This is a genomic window from Pedobacter sp. KACC 23697 (assembly GCF_045348445.1).
Lineage (GTDB): Bacteria > Bacteroidota > Bacteroidia > Sphingobacteriales > Sphingobacteriaceae > Pedobacter.
This window is the reverse complement of the sequence record NZ_CP157485.1, coordinates 3622218-3637417: the sequence shown is the minus strand read 5'-3', so window position 1 is coordinate 3637417 and position 15200 is coordinate 3622218. Positions and strand designations below refer to the sequence as shown.

General features: G+C 38.4%; 13 protein-coding genes. 5 read left to right on the top strand and 8 right to left on the bottom strand.

Features of this window, described 5'->3' with window-relative positions:
• Positions 1 to 520 precede the first annotated feature (520 nt).
• Complete coding sequence (locus ABEG20_RS14480) at positions 521 to 1681, top strand: HlyD family secretion protein (RefSeq protein ID WP_406824027.1); 1161 nt, start codon at positions 521 to 523, stop codon at positions 1679 to 1681.
• An 84-nt stretch (positions 1682 to 1765) separates the two neighbouring features.
• The gene (locus ABEG20_RS14475; RefSeq protein WP_406824026.1) at positions 1766 to 3949 is read left to right on the top strand and encodes a peptidase domain-containing ABC transporter; all 2184 of its coding nucleotides are present in this window, start codon (positions 1766 to 1768) and stop codon (positions 3947 to 3949) included.
• 197 nt (positions 3950 to 4146) lie between these two features.
• Here the strand turns inward: ABEG20_RS14475 and ABEG20_RS14470 are convergent, their stop codons facing one another.
• From ABEG20_RS14470 to ABEG20_RS14435, 8 genes are all read right to left on the bottom strand, one after another.
• Positions 4147 to 4602 carry a 4'-phosphopantetheinyl transferase superfamily protein gene (locus ABEG20_RS14470; protein ID WP_406824025.1) on the bottom strand — a complete coding sequence of 152 codons (456 nt, stop codon included), beginning with the start codon at positions 4600 to 4602 and terminating at the stop codon, positions 4147 to 4149.
• Positions 4592 to 4852 (bottom strand): acyl carrier protein, encoded by a 261-nt coding sequence (locus ABEG20_RS14465; protein ID WP_406824024.1) that lies wholly within the window; start codon positions 4850 to 4852, stop codon positions 4592 to 4594. The genes ABEG20_RS14470 and ABEG20_RS14465 overlap by 11 nt, the downstream gene beginning before the upstream one ends.
• Entirely contained in the window at positions 4845 to 6122 is a 1278-nt protein-coding gene (locus ABEG20_RS14460) for a beta-ketoacyl-[acyl-carrier-protein] synthase family protein (protein WP_406824023.1), read from the bottom strand. The genes ABEG20_RS14465 and ABEG20_RS14460 overlap by 8 nt, the downstream gene beginning before the upstream one ends.
• The gene (locus ABEG20_RS14455; protein WP_406824022.1) at positions 6115 to 6561 is read right to left on the bottom strand and encodes a 3-hydroxyacyl-ACP dehydratase FabZ family protein; all 447 of its coding nucleotides are present in this window, start codon (positions 6559 to 6561) and stop codon (positions 6115 to 6117) included. Before ABEG20_RS14455 ends, ABEG20_RS14460 begins: the two co-directional genes overlap by 8 nt.
• A gap of 25 nt (positions 6562 to 6586) precedes the next feature.
• Complete coding sequence (locus ABEG20_RS14450) at positions 6587 to 7639, bottom strand: type III polyketide synthase (protein WP_406824021.1); 1053 nt, start codon at positions 7637 to 7639, stop codon at positions 6587 to 6589.
• Positions 7636 to 8349 carry a methyltransferase domain-containing protein gene (locus tag ABEG20_RS14445; protein WP_406824020.1) on the bottom strand — a complete coding sequence of 238 codons (714 nt, stop codon included), beginning with the start codon at positions 8347 to 8349 and terminating at the stop codon, positions 7636 to 7638. The genes ABEG20_RS14450 and ABEG20_RS14445 overlap by 4 nt, the downstream gene beginning before the upstream one ends.
• Positions 8350 to 9480 carry an NAD(P)/FAD-dependent oxidoreductase gene (locus ABEG20_RS14440; RefSeq protein ID WP_406824019.1) on the bottom strand — a complete coding sequence of 377 codons (1131 nt, stop codon included), beginning with the start codon at positions 9478 to 9480 and terminating at the stop codon, positions 8350 to 8352.
• Between the two features lie 504 nt (positions 9481 to 9984).
• Positions 9985 to 11124 (bottom strand): sterol desaturase family protein, encoded by a 1140-nt coding sequence (locus ABEG20_RS14435; RefSeq protein ID WP_406824018.1) that lies wholly within the window; start codon positions 11122 to 11124, stop codon positions 9985 to 9987.
• A gap of 191 nt (positions 11125 to 11315) precedes the next feature.
• On the opposite strand from ABEG20_RS14435, the gene lpxK reads away from it, so the two are divergent.
• From lpxK to ABEG20_RS14420, 3 genes are read left to right on the top strand one after another with little or no spacing between them, the layout of a single operon-like run.
• Positions 11316 to 12377 carry a tetraacyldisaccharide 4'-kinase gene (gene lpxK, locus ABEG20_RS14430; RefSeq protein WP_406824017.1) on the top strand — a complete coding sequence of 354 codons (1062 nt, stop codon included), beginning with the start codon at positions 11316 to 11318 and terminating at the stop codon, positions 12375 to 12377.
• A complete protein-coding gene (locus tag ABEG20_RS14425; RefSeq protein ID WP_406824016.1) occupies positions 12349 to 13164 on the top strand; it encodes a purine-nucleoside phosphorylase in 816 nt (271 codons plus the stop codon). The genes lpxK and ABEG20_RS14425 overlap by 29 nt, the downstream gene beginning before the upstream one ends.
• Position 13165: 1 nt before the next feature.
• Entirely contained in the window at positions 13166 to 15172 is a 2007-nt protein-coding gene (locus ABEG20_RS14420; RefSeq protein WP_406824015.1) for a putative porin, read from the top strand.
• Positions 15173 to 15200 lie beyond the last annotated feature (28 nt).

Genomic DNA, 15200 nt, shown 5'->3' with positions numbered 1-15200 from the left:
CAACAAATGATAAATATTCTGTTTATTGTCATTTTGATATGTATATATCTTTTTGATCAGAGAACGTATTTTATAAACGGAGCAATACAAAGCATTAAGGATTTCGGTATTTTGCCTTAATAATTTTTAATTAAAGCAACTAATCTTAAATTGCTATGAAAAATAACCTTATGATATTTATCCTCCTGGCTTTTGCCCTAATTGGAATAACTTATTTAAGTGGTTATTTTATTGGTAAGACGGCATATTATGTTAGCCACTAATAATGTTAGAATATTTGCTATTCCCATTAATTACAAATGAGTTTAATGCCTGTATGAAATTAAATTACCGGCATTTAGCTCATGAAGTGTGTAAATTCCTAATCATTTATTACGCTAGGCTTTTGGTTCCATGGCGAAATTTATGACCAATTTCTTAACCGAGCCATTTCATCCTTACAATTCCCCATTTCGTGTATCTTTTTTCCTGCGTAAGTTAATAATTACAAACTTGGCCTTAACCAAGCCAATTGATGATTATGCCTTTAACAGAAGACGCAAATTTCGAAGATAACGCCATTATTTTTTTACACCACACCAAGCTACGTACACAAATTATTTACTCGGCAACCATCCTATTTGTTCTTGTGGCTTTTGCATCCTTACCCTTTATTTATACGACGGTAAGTGTTAAGGGCAATGGTTCGCTGCAGAGTAATATCGAAAAAACAGAGTTGCTGGCGCCAGTTGGCGGGAAAATTACGCTGATTAACTTAACCGATAATAAAAAAATAAAAAAAGGACAACTCCTTTTAAATATTGACCCAACTATACCCGAAACACAAAACGTGATTTTGAATAATCGCGCTGGTGAATTAAAAGATTTGTTAAATGATGCGCTCCTACTCTTAAAACAGGCTGATTTAAGCAGTGCAGGGCAACCTGCATTGCAAACAGGCCTGTATTCTGCAAGCTGGCAGCAATACACAGAGCAAACTCAAAATGCATTAAATGCCCGCGAACAGGCCTATAAAGTTTATAAAAGATACGAAATACTGTACAGTAAGAGGGTAGTTACCCAAGCAGAGTATGAACAATATAAATTTAATTACGACCAGGCGCTTTCTGATTTTAATTTGGTAGCTAAAAAGTATAAAACGCAGTGGCAAACAGAATCTAATCAATACAGAAAAGAATTAAAAGATCTCGATAGTCAGAAAATCCAGCTTACCGAGCAGGAGAAATTATATCATTTAACTGCAGGAGTATCAGGAACTGTGCAAAATTTATCTGGCTTGCAACTGGGTTCTTTCATTTCGGCTAATCAAAAAATTGGAGAAATATCGCCTGATAGTGCTTTGCTGGCCATCTGCTACGTTAAACCTGCTGATATCGGTTTAATTAAAGCTGGTCAAACCGTAAGGTTTCAGATTGATGCTTTTAACTATAACCAATGGGGATTGCTTGCTGGTATAGTAGCCGATATTTCAGACGATATCATATTGATTAATCAAAATCCTTATTTTAAAGTGAAGTGCAAATTGGACAAGGATTATCTGAAGTTAAAAAATGGTTATAAAGGGCAGGTGAAAAAGGGGATGACCTTTAATGCGCATTTTACCATTGCAAAACGGAACCTGTATCAATTGCTTTATGATAAAGTTGATGATTGGTTAAACCCGTCAAATGGTGTAGGGTAAAAGGTTTAGGGCTGTAGCCTAAAGACCAAAGCAGAAAATTTTTAAACTCATATCTCCAGTTTCATGTCTCACATCTCCCTCCTAATGTCTAAACTAATTAAACAACGTGATATTACCGATTGTGGCGCTGCCTGTTTGGCTTCTATTGCTGCATTTTATAAGTTAAAGATGCCTGTTGCGCGCATCCGTCAATTGGCCAGCACCGACCAAAAAGGAACCAATGTTTTAGGTTTGATAGAAGCCGCAAATAAATTGGGTTTTGAAGCAAAAGGAGTAAAGGGCAATTTAGCTAGTCTTTCTAAAATTCCATTGCCAGCCATTGCGCATGTGGTGGTAAAGAAGCAATTGCAACATTATGTAGTTATTTATAAAGTAACCGATAAATATATTGAGGTAATGGATCCGGGTGATGGAAAAATGCACCGTAAAACCATTGCCGAATTTATAGCAGAATGGACAGGTGTACTGGTTTTATTGTTGCCCGATGAAGATTTTAGCCAGGGTAATGAAAAGGTTGATGTAAAAAGCCGTTTCTGGCACCTGATTAAGCCGCATAAAAGTATTGTAATACAGGCACTTTTTGGTGCCTTAATTTATACCATACTAGGACTATCTACCTCGGTCTTTGTTCAAAAAATAACTGACCATGTTTTGGTAGAAGGCAATCGGAACCTACTTAATTTAATGAGTTTGATGATGGTTGTCATTTTAGCATTGCAGCTGTTTATCGGTACTATTAAAACTATTTTTACCATCCGTACAGGCCAGCAGATAGATGCCCGGTTAATATTAGGTTACTACAAACACCTCTTAAAATTACCTCAACAGTTTTTTGATACCATGCGGGTGGGCGAAATTATTTCGAGGGTAAATGATGCGGTAAAAATAAGGGCTTTTATAAATGATGTTTCCATTAACCTGGTGGTTAACGGTTTTATTGTGGTATTTTCGTTTGTTTTGATGTTCAGTTATTACTGGAAACTCGCTTTAATGATGCTCGCCGTTATTCCGCTTTATCTTTTGGTTTATTACATCAGCAATAAATTGAATAAAAAGATGCAGCGCAAACTGATGGAAGAGTCTGCAGAACTCGAATCGCAATTGGTAGAGAGTTTAAATAATGTAGCCACAATTAAAAGATTTGGACTGGAAAGATTTACCAATGAAAAAACTGAAACTCATTTTATTAGTCTACTCAGAACAATCTATAAATCAGGGTTAAACGCTGTTTTCTCCGGAACAACGACCGAGGTTATAGCCCGTATGCTTACCATTATTTTGCTGTGGGTAGGTGCAGGGTATGTTTTAGACGGAGAAATTACCCCAGGCGAATTGTTCTCTTTCTATACACTAATCGGCTATTTTACCGGTCCCGCTACTTCATTAATCGGGGCTAATAAATCTATCCAGGATGCGATGATCGCCTCCGATCGTTTGTTCGAAATAATGGATCTGGAAATTGAACAAAATTCAACGAGCGTTTACCTTACAAAAGAACTAATGGGCGATATCAGGTTTGAGCACGTAGCTTTTAGGTACGGCAGTCGCGTAAATGTGTTTGAAGATTTAAACCTGAATATTAAGTCCGGGAGTTTTACTGCTATTGTAGGGGAAAGCGGATCTGGCAAGTCTACTTTAATGTCTTTGCTTCAAAATATTTATCCCATACAATCAGGGAATATTTTTATCGGTAATCATGCGCTGAAGTATTTGAATAATGCTTCTTTAAGAAATTTATTGAGCGTGGTACCGCAAAAAATTGATCTTTTCGCAGGAAATGTTATCGAAAATATTGCTATTGGTGATTATGAGCCCAATATGCAACAAATTATAGGTATTTGCACGCAATTGGGAATTATAGATTTTATTGAAGCGTTGCCAGAAGGATTTCAGACTTACTTAGGCGAAAATGGTGCTTCTTTATCGGGCGGTCAAAAACAGCGGATTGCCATTGCCCGAGCCCTCTACCGTAATCCTGAAATCTTGATCCTCGATGAAGCTACTTCTTCTTTGGATTCAGCTTCTGAACAGTATGTACAACGCACGATAGATTTGTTGCGTGCACAAAAGAAAACAATTATCATCATTGCCCATCGCTTGCCTACAATTAGAAAAGCTGATCATATTATTGTTTTAGATAAAGGTAAAGTTGTTGAAGAAGGAAGTCATACTGAAATGCTAATTGCTAATGGGCACTACGCGAATTTATGGAGACAGCAGTTTGGCGATGAGGATCTGACAGGTTTGATAATGCCATCTTTTCTTTAGATAGTGATAATTCCAGTTCTGACCATTATTTTCATCCCAGCGATAGCTCAACATAGCTGATTTTATCCGTTTTGATATCAAAGCGTTAAGACCCCGCCTGCGCGAGGATGACTGACGGTGAAGAACAGTCAATATGTTGTGGCTTCGGTTGTTACCAACTGACACTTATCCGCAATTACAAGGAAAAAAAAGAATTATTAATACACCAAAGCCAAATACTGCCCATGGTGGCTCACACTACCAGGTTTGGTGCTTTTGTAATCATTTGGGTGATCAGGTAATTCGTAAATAGCTACTTTAATTTTTTCCAGTTTATTGTAAACAGGAGCAGCTATGGTGTGTATAAACGCTGTTTGTATATTGCTTTTGGTGAAATAGGTATAGTTGTTAATACTGACCGCTCCATAGCTGTCTGCATGGATGGTACAGGTTAAATTTTTCGGTGCAAAATCGCGGATGCCCGTTTTGCGGTTATGGATTTTATAGGCCGATTCTTTCATGCTCCACAATAGCCAAACCATTTCATCAGGATTATTTGCAGATGTAATCAATGACTGTTCTTTTGGAGTGAAAATTTTATCGAGGTAATTTTTACGCCGCCAGTTGCTTTGAATTTTGGCCAGATCCAGGTCAACAATGTCATTACCCAGCATGTGCTTCCAGTTTTTGAGCGATAATTTCGGTTGTAGCTTTTACCGTAAGCATTTTAGCCATCGAATCGTTATCTATTTCGATGTTGAATTTTTCTTCAACATCCAGAACAATATCAACCAGGTTGGCCGAATTTATTTTTAAATCATTTATAAAATCGGTGTTTTCGTCGATGTGAGCCAGGGCGGTTACCTCTTCACTGTAAGGTTCGATAATTGTTTTCAGGGTTTCGATAATCTCTTCTTTATTCATGTTGATACTTTTTAAAAATAATACAGGCATTAATATCGCCAAAACCAAAACTGGCTTTCGCTAAAATATTAATGGGCTGATGAATTAGGGTTTGAGGAATGCATTTTTCGTCAATTAAAGCAGTAATATCTGGGTTTAAGTCTTCACAATTAATATTGGGAAAGATGAAACCCTCTGTAAGCTCAAGTATCGAGGCCACACATTCTATACTCCCGGATGCTGCAATACAATGACCAATCATACCCTTTAAAGAATTGATGTATGGAAAATTACCATCAGGTAACTGTAGGGCTACTTTCCAGTTTTCTATTTCCAGCGCATCTTTAGTAGTCGCGGTAAGGTGGCCGTTAATCAAGTCGATTTCTTGTGCTTCAATACCCGCATTTTTTAATGCAGCCTGGATACAGCGTTGTACTGCTGTAGGGTTTGGTGCGGTCATGGAGCCTAAACCCCGCTGACCGCCCGAATTGATATGACCACCAAGTACTTCGCCATAAATTTTAGCTTTTCTAGCCAATGCACTTTCAAGCGATTCCAATACCAAAGCACCTGCGCCACTTCCCGGCACGAAGCCGCTTGCTGTTGAACTCATCGGGCGGCTACCTTTTTCAGGTGCATCATTATGCTTATAAGTACAAACTTTCATGGCATCAAAACCACCCCAAATATAAGGTCCGCTGTCGCTGGTACTTCCTGCTAACATTCTTTTAGCCTGACCGGTTTTAATTCTTTCGCAGGCCAGCCATATACTTTCGACTCCTGTTGCGCAGGCAGATGAATTGGTGCTGACCTGATTGCCTAAACCCAGTTTCCCACTGATAAAAGCACTCACGCCACTGGCCATGGTTTGGATCACGACTGAACTGCCCAGTTTTTTAATTTCGAGCGCGTCTATTTTGTTAATGGCCCATCTAAATTTATCTATACCGGAAGTACCTGTTCCGAAAATGGTGCCACTATCCCAGTCGGGTTCGTCATTATTTTCGATGGTTAGGCCTGCATCCTGCCAGGCATCTAAACCAGCAATAACACCGTAAACAATACCTGTACTGTTTAGGTTCCGCAATTCAAGCGGTGTAAAATATTGGCTGATCCGTTCTTCGCTAAGGGGTGGCTTACCAGCGATCTGGCAAGAGAAGTTTAAGGCTTCCAGATCGGACTGATGGCGGATGCCCGAAATTCCTTTTTTTATGGCTTCAGAAAACTCATTAATGGTAGTGCCATTGGGAGCACATACGCCTAAGCCTGTAATGACCACTCTGTTATCCATTTTCTTTTGGAATTAACATACCAGAAATATTTCCTTTGCAAACCACTTCTCCGGCTGCATTTTCCATTTTTACCTTGCAACTCAGTTTATTGAACCTAAAATACACTTTCTCGCTGGTAACCATTACTTGTTCACCCGGTCTAACCGGCTTTAAAAAATCGATAGCGTTTGAAGTCATGGCCAGGGATATATTCTGATCAGTTTGAACACTTTTGAGCAGGTAAATGCCCAGACAAACCAATCCGATCTGCGCCATGGTTTCGGTGAGTATTACTGCGGGGGTAAGGGGATGGTTTTTAAAATGTCCTTCGTAAAAGGGTAGGTCTTGAGCGTAGGTATAAGTACCCTTTGCTCCATTTTCATCAATGTGTAGTAACTCATCAACAAAAAGAAAAGACTTGCCGTAAGGCAGTTGATCTAATATTTCTTGTGTGGTCATGAGTGGATTATCGAATGAATAAGTATTACCATTGTAAAAGTATACGTTGTGCTGAAAAGCCAGGTCCAAAGCTTAACATCAGTCCTTTTTCTCCGGGCATTAGCTTTTTGTCCATCATCCGTTCCAAAACATAAAGAACCGTAGCACTGCTCATGTTTCCATAAAGCTTTAATACTTCTTTTGTATCGTTTATATTTTTGCCGAGCTGCCCGAACAAATCCTCAACAGTTTGGATAATTTTTTTTCCTCCCGGATGGAAGATCAAATGATCTATCTCTTTAATTTCGAATCCGTTTTTCTTCAGGAATGGGTGGATGATCTCCGGAAAATGATTGGCAATGGTTTCCGGAACGGCCACATCCAGTACCATTTGCAGTCCGGTATTGGTGAGTTTAAATCCCATCATCTCTTCTGCATCATAAAAATGGTACATTTCTTCAGCCAGAATTTCTGGTCCGGTATCGTCTTTATCTGAGCTTAATAACACACAGGCAGCACCATCGCCAAATATGGCCGCACTGACAATGTTGGCCATCGAAAAATCGTTTAGTTGAAAGGTTGCCGTTGGTGATTCTACTGCAATAACCGCTGCGCGTTTGCCCGGGTTAGCTTTTAGGAAATTTTTGGCGTAAATCATACCCGATACACCAGCCGCACAGCCCATTTCAGTTACCGGTAAACGAACGATATCCTGTCGGAGTTTGAGCATATTGATCAGATAAGCATCCAACGAAGGGATCATGATCCCCGTGCAGCTTACGGTAATAATATAGTCTAAATCCTGTGCCTGCCAACTGGCTTTTTCGAGCGCAGTTTCCAAACATTTGGCCCCCAGCTTTATGCCTTCGCGCACATAAATATTGTTTCGTTCCTCAAAGCTTAAATCACTAAAAACATCTTCTGGCGACATGATCGAATATCTTTTATCCACTGCGGCACCTTCAAAAATTTTTTTTACCTTTCTGATAAAGCGATCGTCCTGATCTTTTAGCCAAACATCTAAAAATGGCAAAATATCGGCGGTTGACCGCCAATACTCAGGTAAAGCTTTACTTACTGCTTTTATGGTTACGCTCATTTTGTTTTAATTATCCATTGGTAGCGGAAAGCCCATTTCCATTTTATTGAACTCGATTTTACGCTTAATTGTTTAGTGTATTTTAGCAAGTCTGCTCTTTTAAAGCCACGTAAAATGGAGATTAACCCATCTTCTCTCGACATATCATTTAACCGGAAAACATAACACAATGCTTTAAACAGGTAATAGGCTGTTGAACTTCTTTGCAGGTCGTTTATCACAATACCCATTGCTGCCGATCTTTTAAAAATGTTTAACAGATCAATAATTTCTTCATCTTTAAAATGATGGAGCGTTAAGGTACAAAGCATAATGTCGCAAGGTTCTGTTTTACTTAAGTCATCAAAAATGTCGCTGCAGGCATAGGTGATATCAGGGTAACTGGTTGATAAACTTTGCGCATGCTTTATGGTGAATTTATTGGCATCTATTCCTTTTAAAATAAAATGCAAACCTTGCTTTTTTGCATAATCGGCCAGGGTACGCAACATATCTCCATTTCCACAACCAATATCGGTAATACGTATAATCTGATCTGATGGTTTGCTATCTATTAATATTTTAACACCATCTAATGTAACTTTATTACCACCAAGAAGTTGGTTAATACTGGCTATTTTGTCAAGCGCATCGCGCAATATTTCGCCTTCCATGGCGAAATCATCCATAATCTCTGGCGCTGTGCTTCTAAATGTGGTGTCTATTGGCATTTATGATGAAATTTTGATGGGCTTGCCATGTGTTTGTTTAATTATTGCATGGAGCAGAAAGGGCATTTTAATCAATGCATTTATCGCTAAACTTTCAAGTTTGGTATTCCTCAACAAAGCGGCTAATATCCTTCCCGTTTTTAAGCGGCGTTTAAATTCGCTGTTCCAGTGTGCCGTATAACTTTCTTCCAGTGCCTCTCGTGAACTGATTTTGCCTTGAATCCTTTGATGCAAAAGTTCTGAAACAATTTTGGCAGCGTGAATGGCCATGGCCATACCATTACCGCAAAGCGGATGAATTAAGCCAGCAGTATCGCCAACCATGAGAATATGTTTATAAACAGGTTCTTTACGCTCAAAAGAAACCTGACTAATGGTTAACGGAGTATCGAATAAGCTGGTTGCATTTTCTAAAATATCTTTAAGATACCTGTTTTTATACAGCACGTTTTCCTGGAAGGCAATTAAGTTTTTATGTTTTTTGAATTGTTCATAATCAGTCAGATAACAGATGTTCACGCGATCATCTTCAACTTTTGAAACACCACAATAACCGCCTTCAAAATTGTTCAGACTAACGATATTTTTCGGAAAGGTTGCCTGGTAATGTGCTTTGACGGCCAGATAAGGCGATTGCTTTCCCATAAAACTCCGGTCTAGCTTCATGTCAATGGACGATCTTTTTCCATATGCACCTATTACGTAAGCAGCATTAAAGGTATGGTTTGTAGTGGCTGCTTTAAATTGGTTATCGACAAAATTGACTTCTACAACGCGGTCATGAACGATATTTACTTTTCTCCTAATCAGTTCGGTATACAAATAATGATCCAGTGCATATCTGCTTAAACCAAAACCACCCAGTGGCAATTTGGTCTGTATGCTTTTACCAGGATTTGAAGTAAAAAGCAGATCGCTGATGGATGTTGGTGCAAGGCGCTCAATATCCAGATCCAGCCATTTAAAATATGGGTTTACTTCGTTCGAAATATACTCCCCACACACCTTATGGTGGGGATATGCATCTTTCTCAATCAACGTAACCATTAAACCCATCTTATTTAGATGAAGTGCAGCTGTTAAACCTGCCAATCCACCCCCAATAATTAAAATTTCTGTTTCAGCGTGCATAAAATAAGATGGAACGCTAATATAACGTTTTAAAGAGTTGTTTGTTCCACCTTAAATTTTTTAACCATACTGGACATCGTGTTTTCACAGAGACTAAAGCATTAAAGAAATAGTTTTACAATTGCATCATAGTTTTTAACCACAGAGGTTGCCCGAGAAAAGATACCGAAGTCACGGAGCCGGGCGTATAGATAGTGTGCTGGCAGATTTTATTATCTGAGAGGAATGTTGTCAGTTTGAGACTGGCTCCAATACCTTTAATAATAGCACTGCAAGTGCTGATTAAACGGGATCCGATAGTTAGTTATCGGATGCAGCGGTATACTTTTGTTTTTTTCAAAATAAAAGATTTAGCGGAAAGCCCGGCTAACATTAATGCTTGATGGCATTGCTTTCCTGATTATTAGGATATTTTATCTCTTATATAAGAATCGCCTTAAGATTTTTATCGTTAAAAACGATGGGTGATCCAAAGCTCCTTAGCAACGAGTGTTAGTGCCTTTTTTATCGATCACTTTTTTCTTCCATATTCAAATTAGTATCAAACGGACTTTTTGTAAAGGGATAGATAGATTGTTTAACAAAACCTTTCGGGTAAGAAGCTTCATGAACCCCCGTTCCGGCAGGCCATTCTTTGCCTGGTAAATAATAGGTGCCGAACATCATATCAATAAAGGGGAATATGGAGGCAAAATTATGCCCATAATATTTAGGATCTTCGCAATGGTGCCAATGGTGGTATTGAGGTGTGGTGAATAGGTATTTTAACGGCCCAAAGTTAATCCGGGTATTGGCATGGATCAGTACCGCATGGATGGCTATAAAAATAATGTATACATTGAAAACTGTAGATGAAAAGCCCAAAATATAAAGCGGGATGAATGTCATGGCCCTGGTAAAAAAGATGTCGATAAAATGGGTACGGCTTCCGGCCAGCCAATCCATATTTTGTGTAGAATGGTGTATGGAGTGGAAGCGCCAAAGGGCTACACGGGTGTGGAAAAAACGATGTGCCCAATATTGAAATAGATCGGTACTGAAAAAGGCCAAAAATAGTGCCACTGCAAAAGGCAGACTTTGTACCCAGGTATGCAATTTATCTAAACCCATCCAGCCAAAAAAGAGGACTGCAGGTTTTTGGGTGATGATGCCAAAAAACTGGATAAACAAATGGCTCACTACAAAATAGGTTAAATCAGTACGCCATTCCTCATGAAACTTGGTTTGGTTGGTATTTTTAGGAAAAAATAATTCTAGTGGAACAAAAATGGCTACCATGAGCAGTAAATCCAAAATCATCCAGTCTAAGCCAAAATGCCATCCCGATTTGGCAACATCCCTGCCTTCAACAGTTACAGCACCCAATAAAATGGCTAATGCAGTTAGTAAAAAGCCAGGCCAGGCCCACTTTAATTTTTTGCTTAAAACAATACTCATTGCCGAAAAGAAAAGGGCCGCAATAACACCACCCAACATTAAAACTTCTACACTTTCTTTGGTATAAACCTCCCGAAATTCTGGCGTAGTAAGCTTCTCCGGATAGTGAAAACAAAGGATGCCCAATAATGTTAAAACGGCTAAAAATATAGAAATGTAGCCACTAATCTGACCCTGCCCAACTACTAATCGCTTATTTGGAGACATGTATTTATGTTTTTGATAGGAAACAGCAATTATAAAAATAAAATTCAGCCTAATCAATTTAAATCATAACTGTATTTAAGATGGGTAAGATTCGACAAACATTTTTAAATGGCAAAGGTTCATTTAATGGATATGGCCAAAAGCAATACCATTCTTTTTTAAATAATCAGTAATTTTGAAAACACGATCATATGCTAGTTAATTATTTACGTCTTTTACTGCTTCCTTTTTCATTGGTTTATGCTATGGCCATTACACTCCGGAAAAAGCTTTACGATTGGGGAATGATGCGCAGTGTATCGTTCGATCTGCCTGTAATTTGCGTGGGCAACCTTGCTGTTGGTGGCGCTGGAAAAACACCGACTACCGAATACCTTGTCAGGTTGCTTTCGGGCTATAAAGTAGCCATTTTAAGCCGGGGTTATGGGCGTAAAACCAAGGGGTTTATCCTGGCCAATGATCAGGCTACTGCCGAAACGATTGGTGATGAACCTTTACAATATTACCAGAAGTTTAAACAGGTTACCGTGGCCGTATGTGAAGACCGTGTAGCAGGAGTAAAACAATTGCAAAACAACCATGATGTAATTATTCTGGATGATGCTTTTCAGCACCGGGCCATTAAGGCTGGATTAAATATTTTGCTTTTCGAGTTCAGGAAACTGGGCACTTTACAGTTTTTACTGCCTGCGGGTAATTTAAGGGATCTTTTCTCCTCGCGAAAAAGAGCCGATGTGTTTTTGGTTACCAAATCGCCAGTGCCTTTATTGCATGTTGCCCAACAGGCATCCGTAAATGAATTGCAGCCAAATGGAAATCAACCTGTATTACATTCTTACTTAAAATATGGCGATCTGAAGCATTTATACCACAACGAATGTCAAACGCTCAAATCAATTAAAGATTTTGAAATTTTCCTGCTCACCGGAATCGCAAATGCCGATCCATTAATAGAAGAACTTGAAAAATACACCGGAACCATTAAACACGAAAAATTTCCTGATCATTATGCTTTTAAAAATGATGATCTTAAGAAGTTTAAATCGGCTTTTATGGCGAGCAATAAAAAAGATAAAATTGTTATCACAACAGAAAAGGATAGCAAACGTTTAAGAGCTACCGGATTTAAAGATTTACTGGTAGATTTACCTATATATTATTTACCCATAGAGGTTGAATTATTTGAAGAAGATAAGATTACCTTTGACGAACTCATTTTAAATTATGTTAAGAGCAATAGAAGAAACCGTTGAATATATAAAACGTAAAACAGAGAATTTTAAGCCAGAGATAGGTATTATTTTAGGCACCGGCCTGGGCGGCCTGGTGAAAGAAATCGAAATTGAACATCAATTGATGTATTCAAATATCCCTAATTTCCCCATTTCTACTTTAGAGTTCCATAGCGGGAAACTCATTTTTGGGACACTAAACGGGAAGAACATTATAGCCATGCAAGGCCGGTTACATTATTACGAAGGTTATAGCATGCAACAGATCACTTTTCCTGTTAGGGTAATGAAAGGTTTGGGTATCGAAAACTTAATTGTATCTAATGCTGCGGGCTCCTTAAATCCCGAATTTAAAAAAGGTGATCTGATGATTATTGACGATCATATCAACTTGCAGCCAGATAACCCATTGCGTGGTTTAATCGAAAGTGAATTGGGTCCGCGTTTTCCGGATATGAGCCAGCCCTATAAACGTGATATCATAGCCAAGGCGTTGGAAATTGCCAAAAGTGTAGATATCAAATGTCATAAAGGGGTATATGTTGCAGTTTCCGGACCGAATTTAGAGACCAAAGCCGAATACAGATACCTGCGTTTAATTGGTGCTGATGCGGTAGGTATGAGTACTGTACCCGAAGTTATTGTCGCCAACCATGCCGGTTTGCCTGTTTTTGCCATCTCTGTACTAACCGACGAAGGTTTTCCGGAAGATCTGCAGCCTTTTGATTTAGATGACATTTTAGCCGCAGCAGCCAAGGCCGAACCTAAGATGACTGAGATTTTAACCCGCTTAATTTCTGAACTATAAAATGCATAAAGCTGTTAAGATCTGTTTTTTTATCTTCCTGCTGTTAGGCAGGAACAAAGTCTTTGCACAAGATTTAAAAACAAGTGTTGGTACCAATAAAGAACTCGATTCGGTGAGGAAAAAGCTAGATGGGGGTAAAGATTCCGTAGTTTTTACAGCCAAATATATTCGTTTTACCAAGCTGTCTTTAACAAAAGATAGTATTGTGCTGTTACCACTGGATACATCAACCGTTAATATTCAGAATTATAGTCCGCTTTTACAACCTACCCATCCAACCATTAACAATGGTAACATGGGCCTTTCTGCCAGACCCTTGTTGTACGAGCCCAGTAAGCGAATCGGTTTCGATGTGGGCTTCCATTCACTCGATTATTATGCTTTAACTCCTGATGATATTATTTTCTATCAGGCCAGAACGCCTTTTACCAGCCTGTATTTTGTGAGTGCAGGCCAAAAGGAACAGCTTTTTAGGGCTACGCACACCCAGAATATTAAAAAAAACTGGAACGTTGGGGTTAATTTTAACCGTGGCGATTCCAAGGGCTTTTATTCAAGGCAGCGTGGCGATAACTTGAATGTTGCCATATTTTCATGGTATCAGTCGCCGAATAAACGTTATAATATGTGGGCTTCGGCCATTTTTAACACCATGCGAGCATACGAGAACGGCTCTACAGTAGCTAAAGGATTATTCGATCCAAATTATACTAAAATTGCAAGAGAGGCTGAGCCGGTAAATTTATCAGATTCCAGAAATTTGTACAGAAAAAATACCCTTTTCTTAAAACAAACCTATTATGTAGGTAGGATAGATACCGCTGCAAATGTTAACAATGCAGTTTTACCTACCAATAAGGTTTCGTATACGCTTGAATATAATAATGACAGTTATGATTTTTACAAAAATGGATCAGATGTAAATAATGTGTTGCCTCCCGGAATGGCGAGTACAATATATACCAATGATTCTACCCATGTAAAACATATCAAAAATGAATTTATCTACAGTTTCTTTTTAAGGCCAAAGAATAGTTTGGTCATAAAAAATGAGCTAAAGGTTGATGCTGGCGTAAGGCATGATTATTACAAACATGAATATCTGGGTTTAAAACAAGATGGAACCAGTTACGAACATAGTAATTTTACTTATCAGAACATTACCATTTTAGGCGCAGCGGGCTATCGGTTTTCTAATAATATTGATTTCAATTTAGATATACAGCAAATCTTGCAAGGTGAAAATGCAGGTGATTATTTATACGAAGCTAAAAGTAAAATTCTTTTAGGTAAAACCATAGGCAGGATGGAGCTGGGTGCATACGTGCAGAATCAAACCCCGGCAGCCATTTTTAATTATTACCATGGCAATCATTACCAGTGGACAAACAACGGTTTTAAGAATACTAAAATTGCCAATTTATCATTAAACTATATTAATGACAGGTACGGCTTTACCGCAGGGGCTAAATATTATTTAACCAGTAATTATCTTTATTTTACTGCAGATTTAACCAATAATACAACTGCTATTTTACCGAAACAGGCTACTGCAGATATCAGCTTAATCAGGTTGGATGTATCTAAGAAAACCAGGTTTGGGAAATTTGTGATGGAAAACTATATCGCTTATCAGAAAACAGATAAAAACGCGGTACTAAGAACACCGGATCTATACACCTATAACAGTATTTATTTTGATAATACGTTTTTTAAGGTATTAAAAGCCAATGTAGGATTTGATGTGAGATATAATGCTGAATATGCAAATTACTTATATTCACCAGCTACTGCGCAGTTTTATATTGATGAGCGCAACCCAACAAAGCTACAATCAAGACCAGTAATTGATGCGTTTTTTAAAGCAAATTTAAAAAGAGCCAATATTTTTGTTAAATATGATTTTGTAAATCAGGGTCTATTCCAACCAGGTTACTACACAGTAAACCGATATCCTATGCAAGATGCCTTACTAAAATTTGGGGTAAGCTGGAATTTTTACGATTAGGCTGCAGAATCAATAGCATAAAAAAACC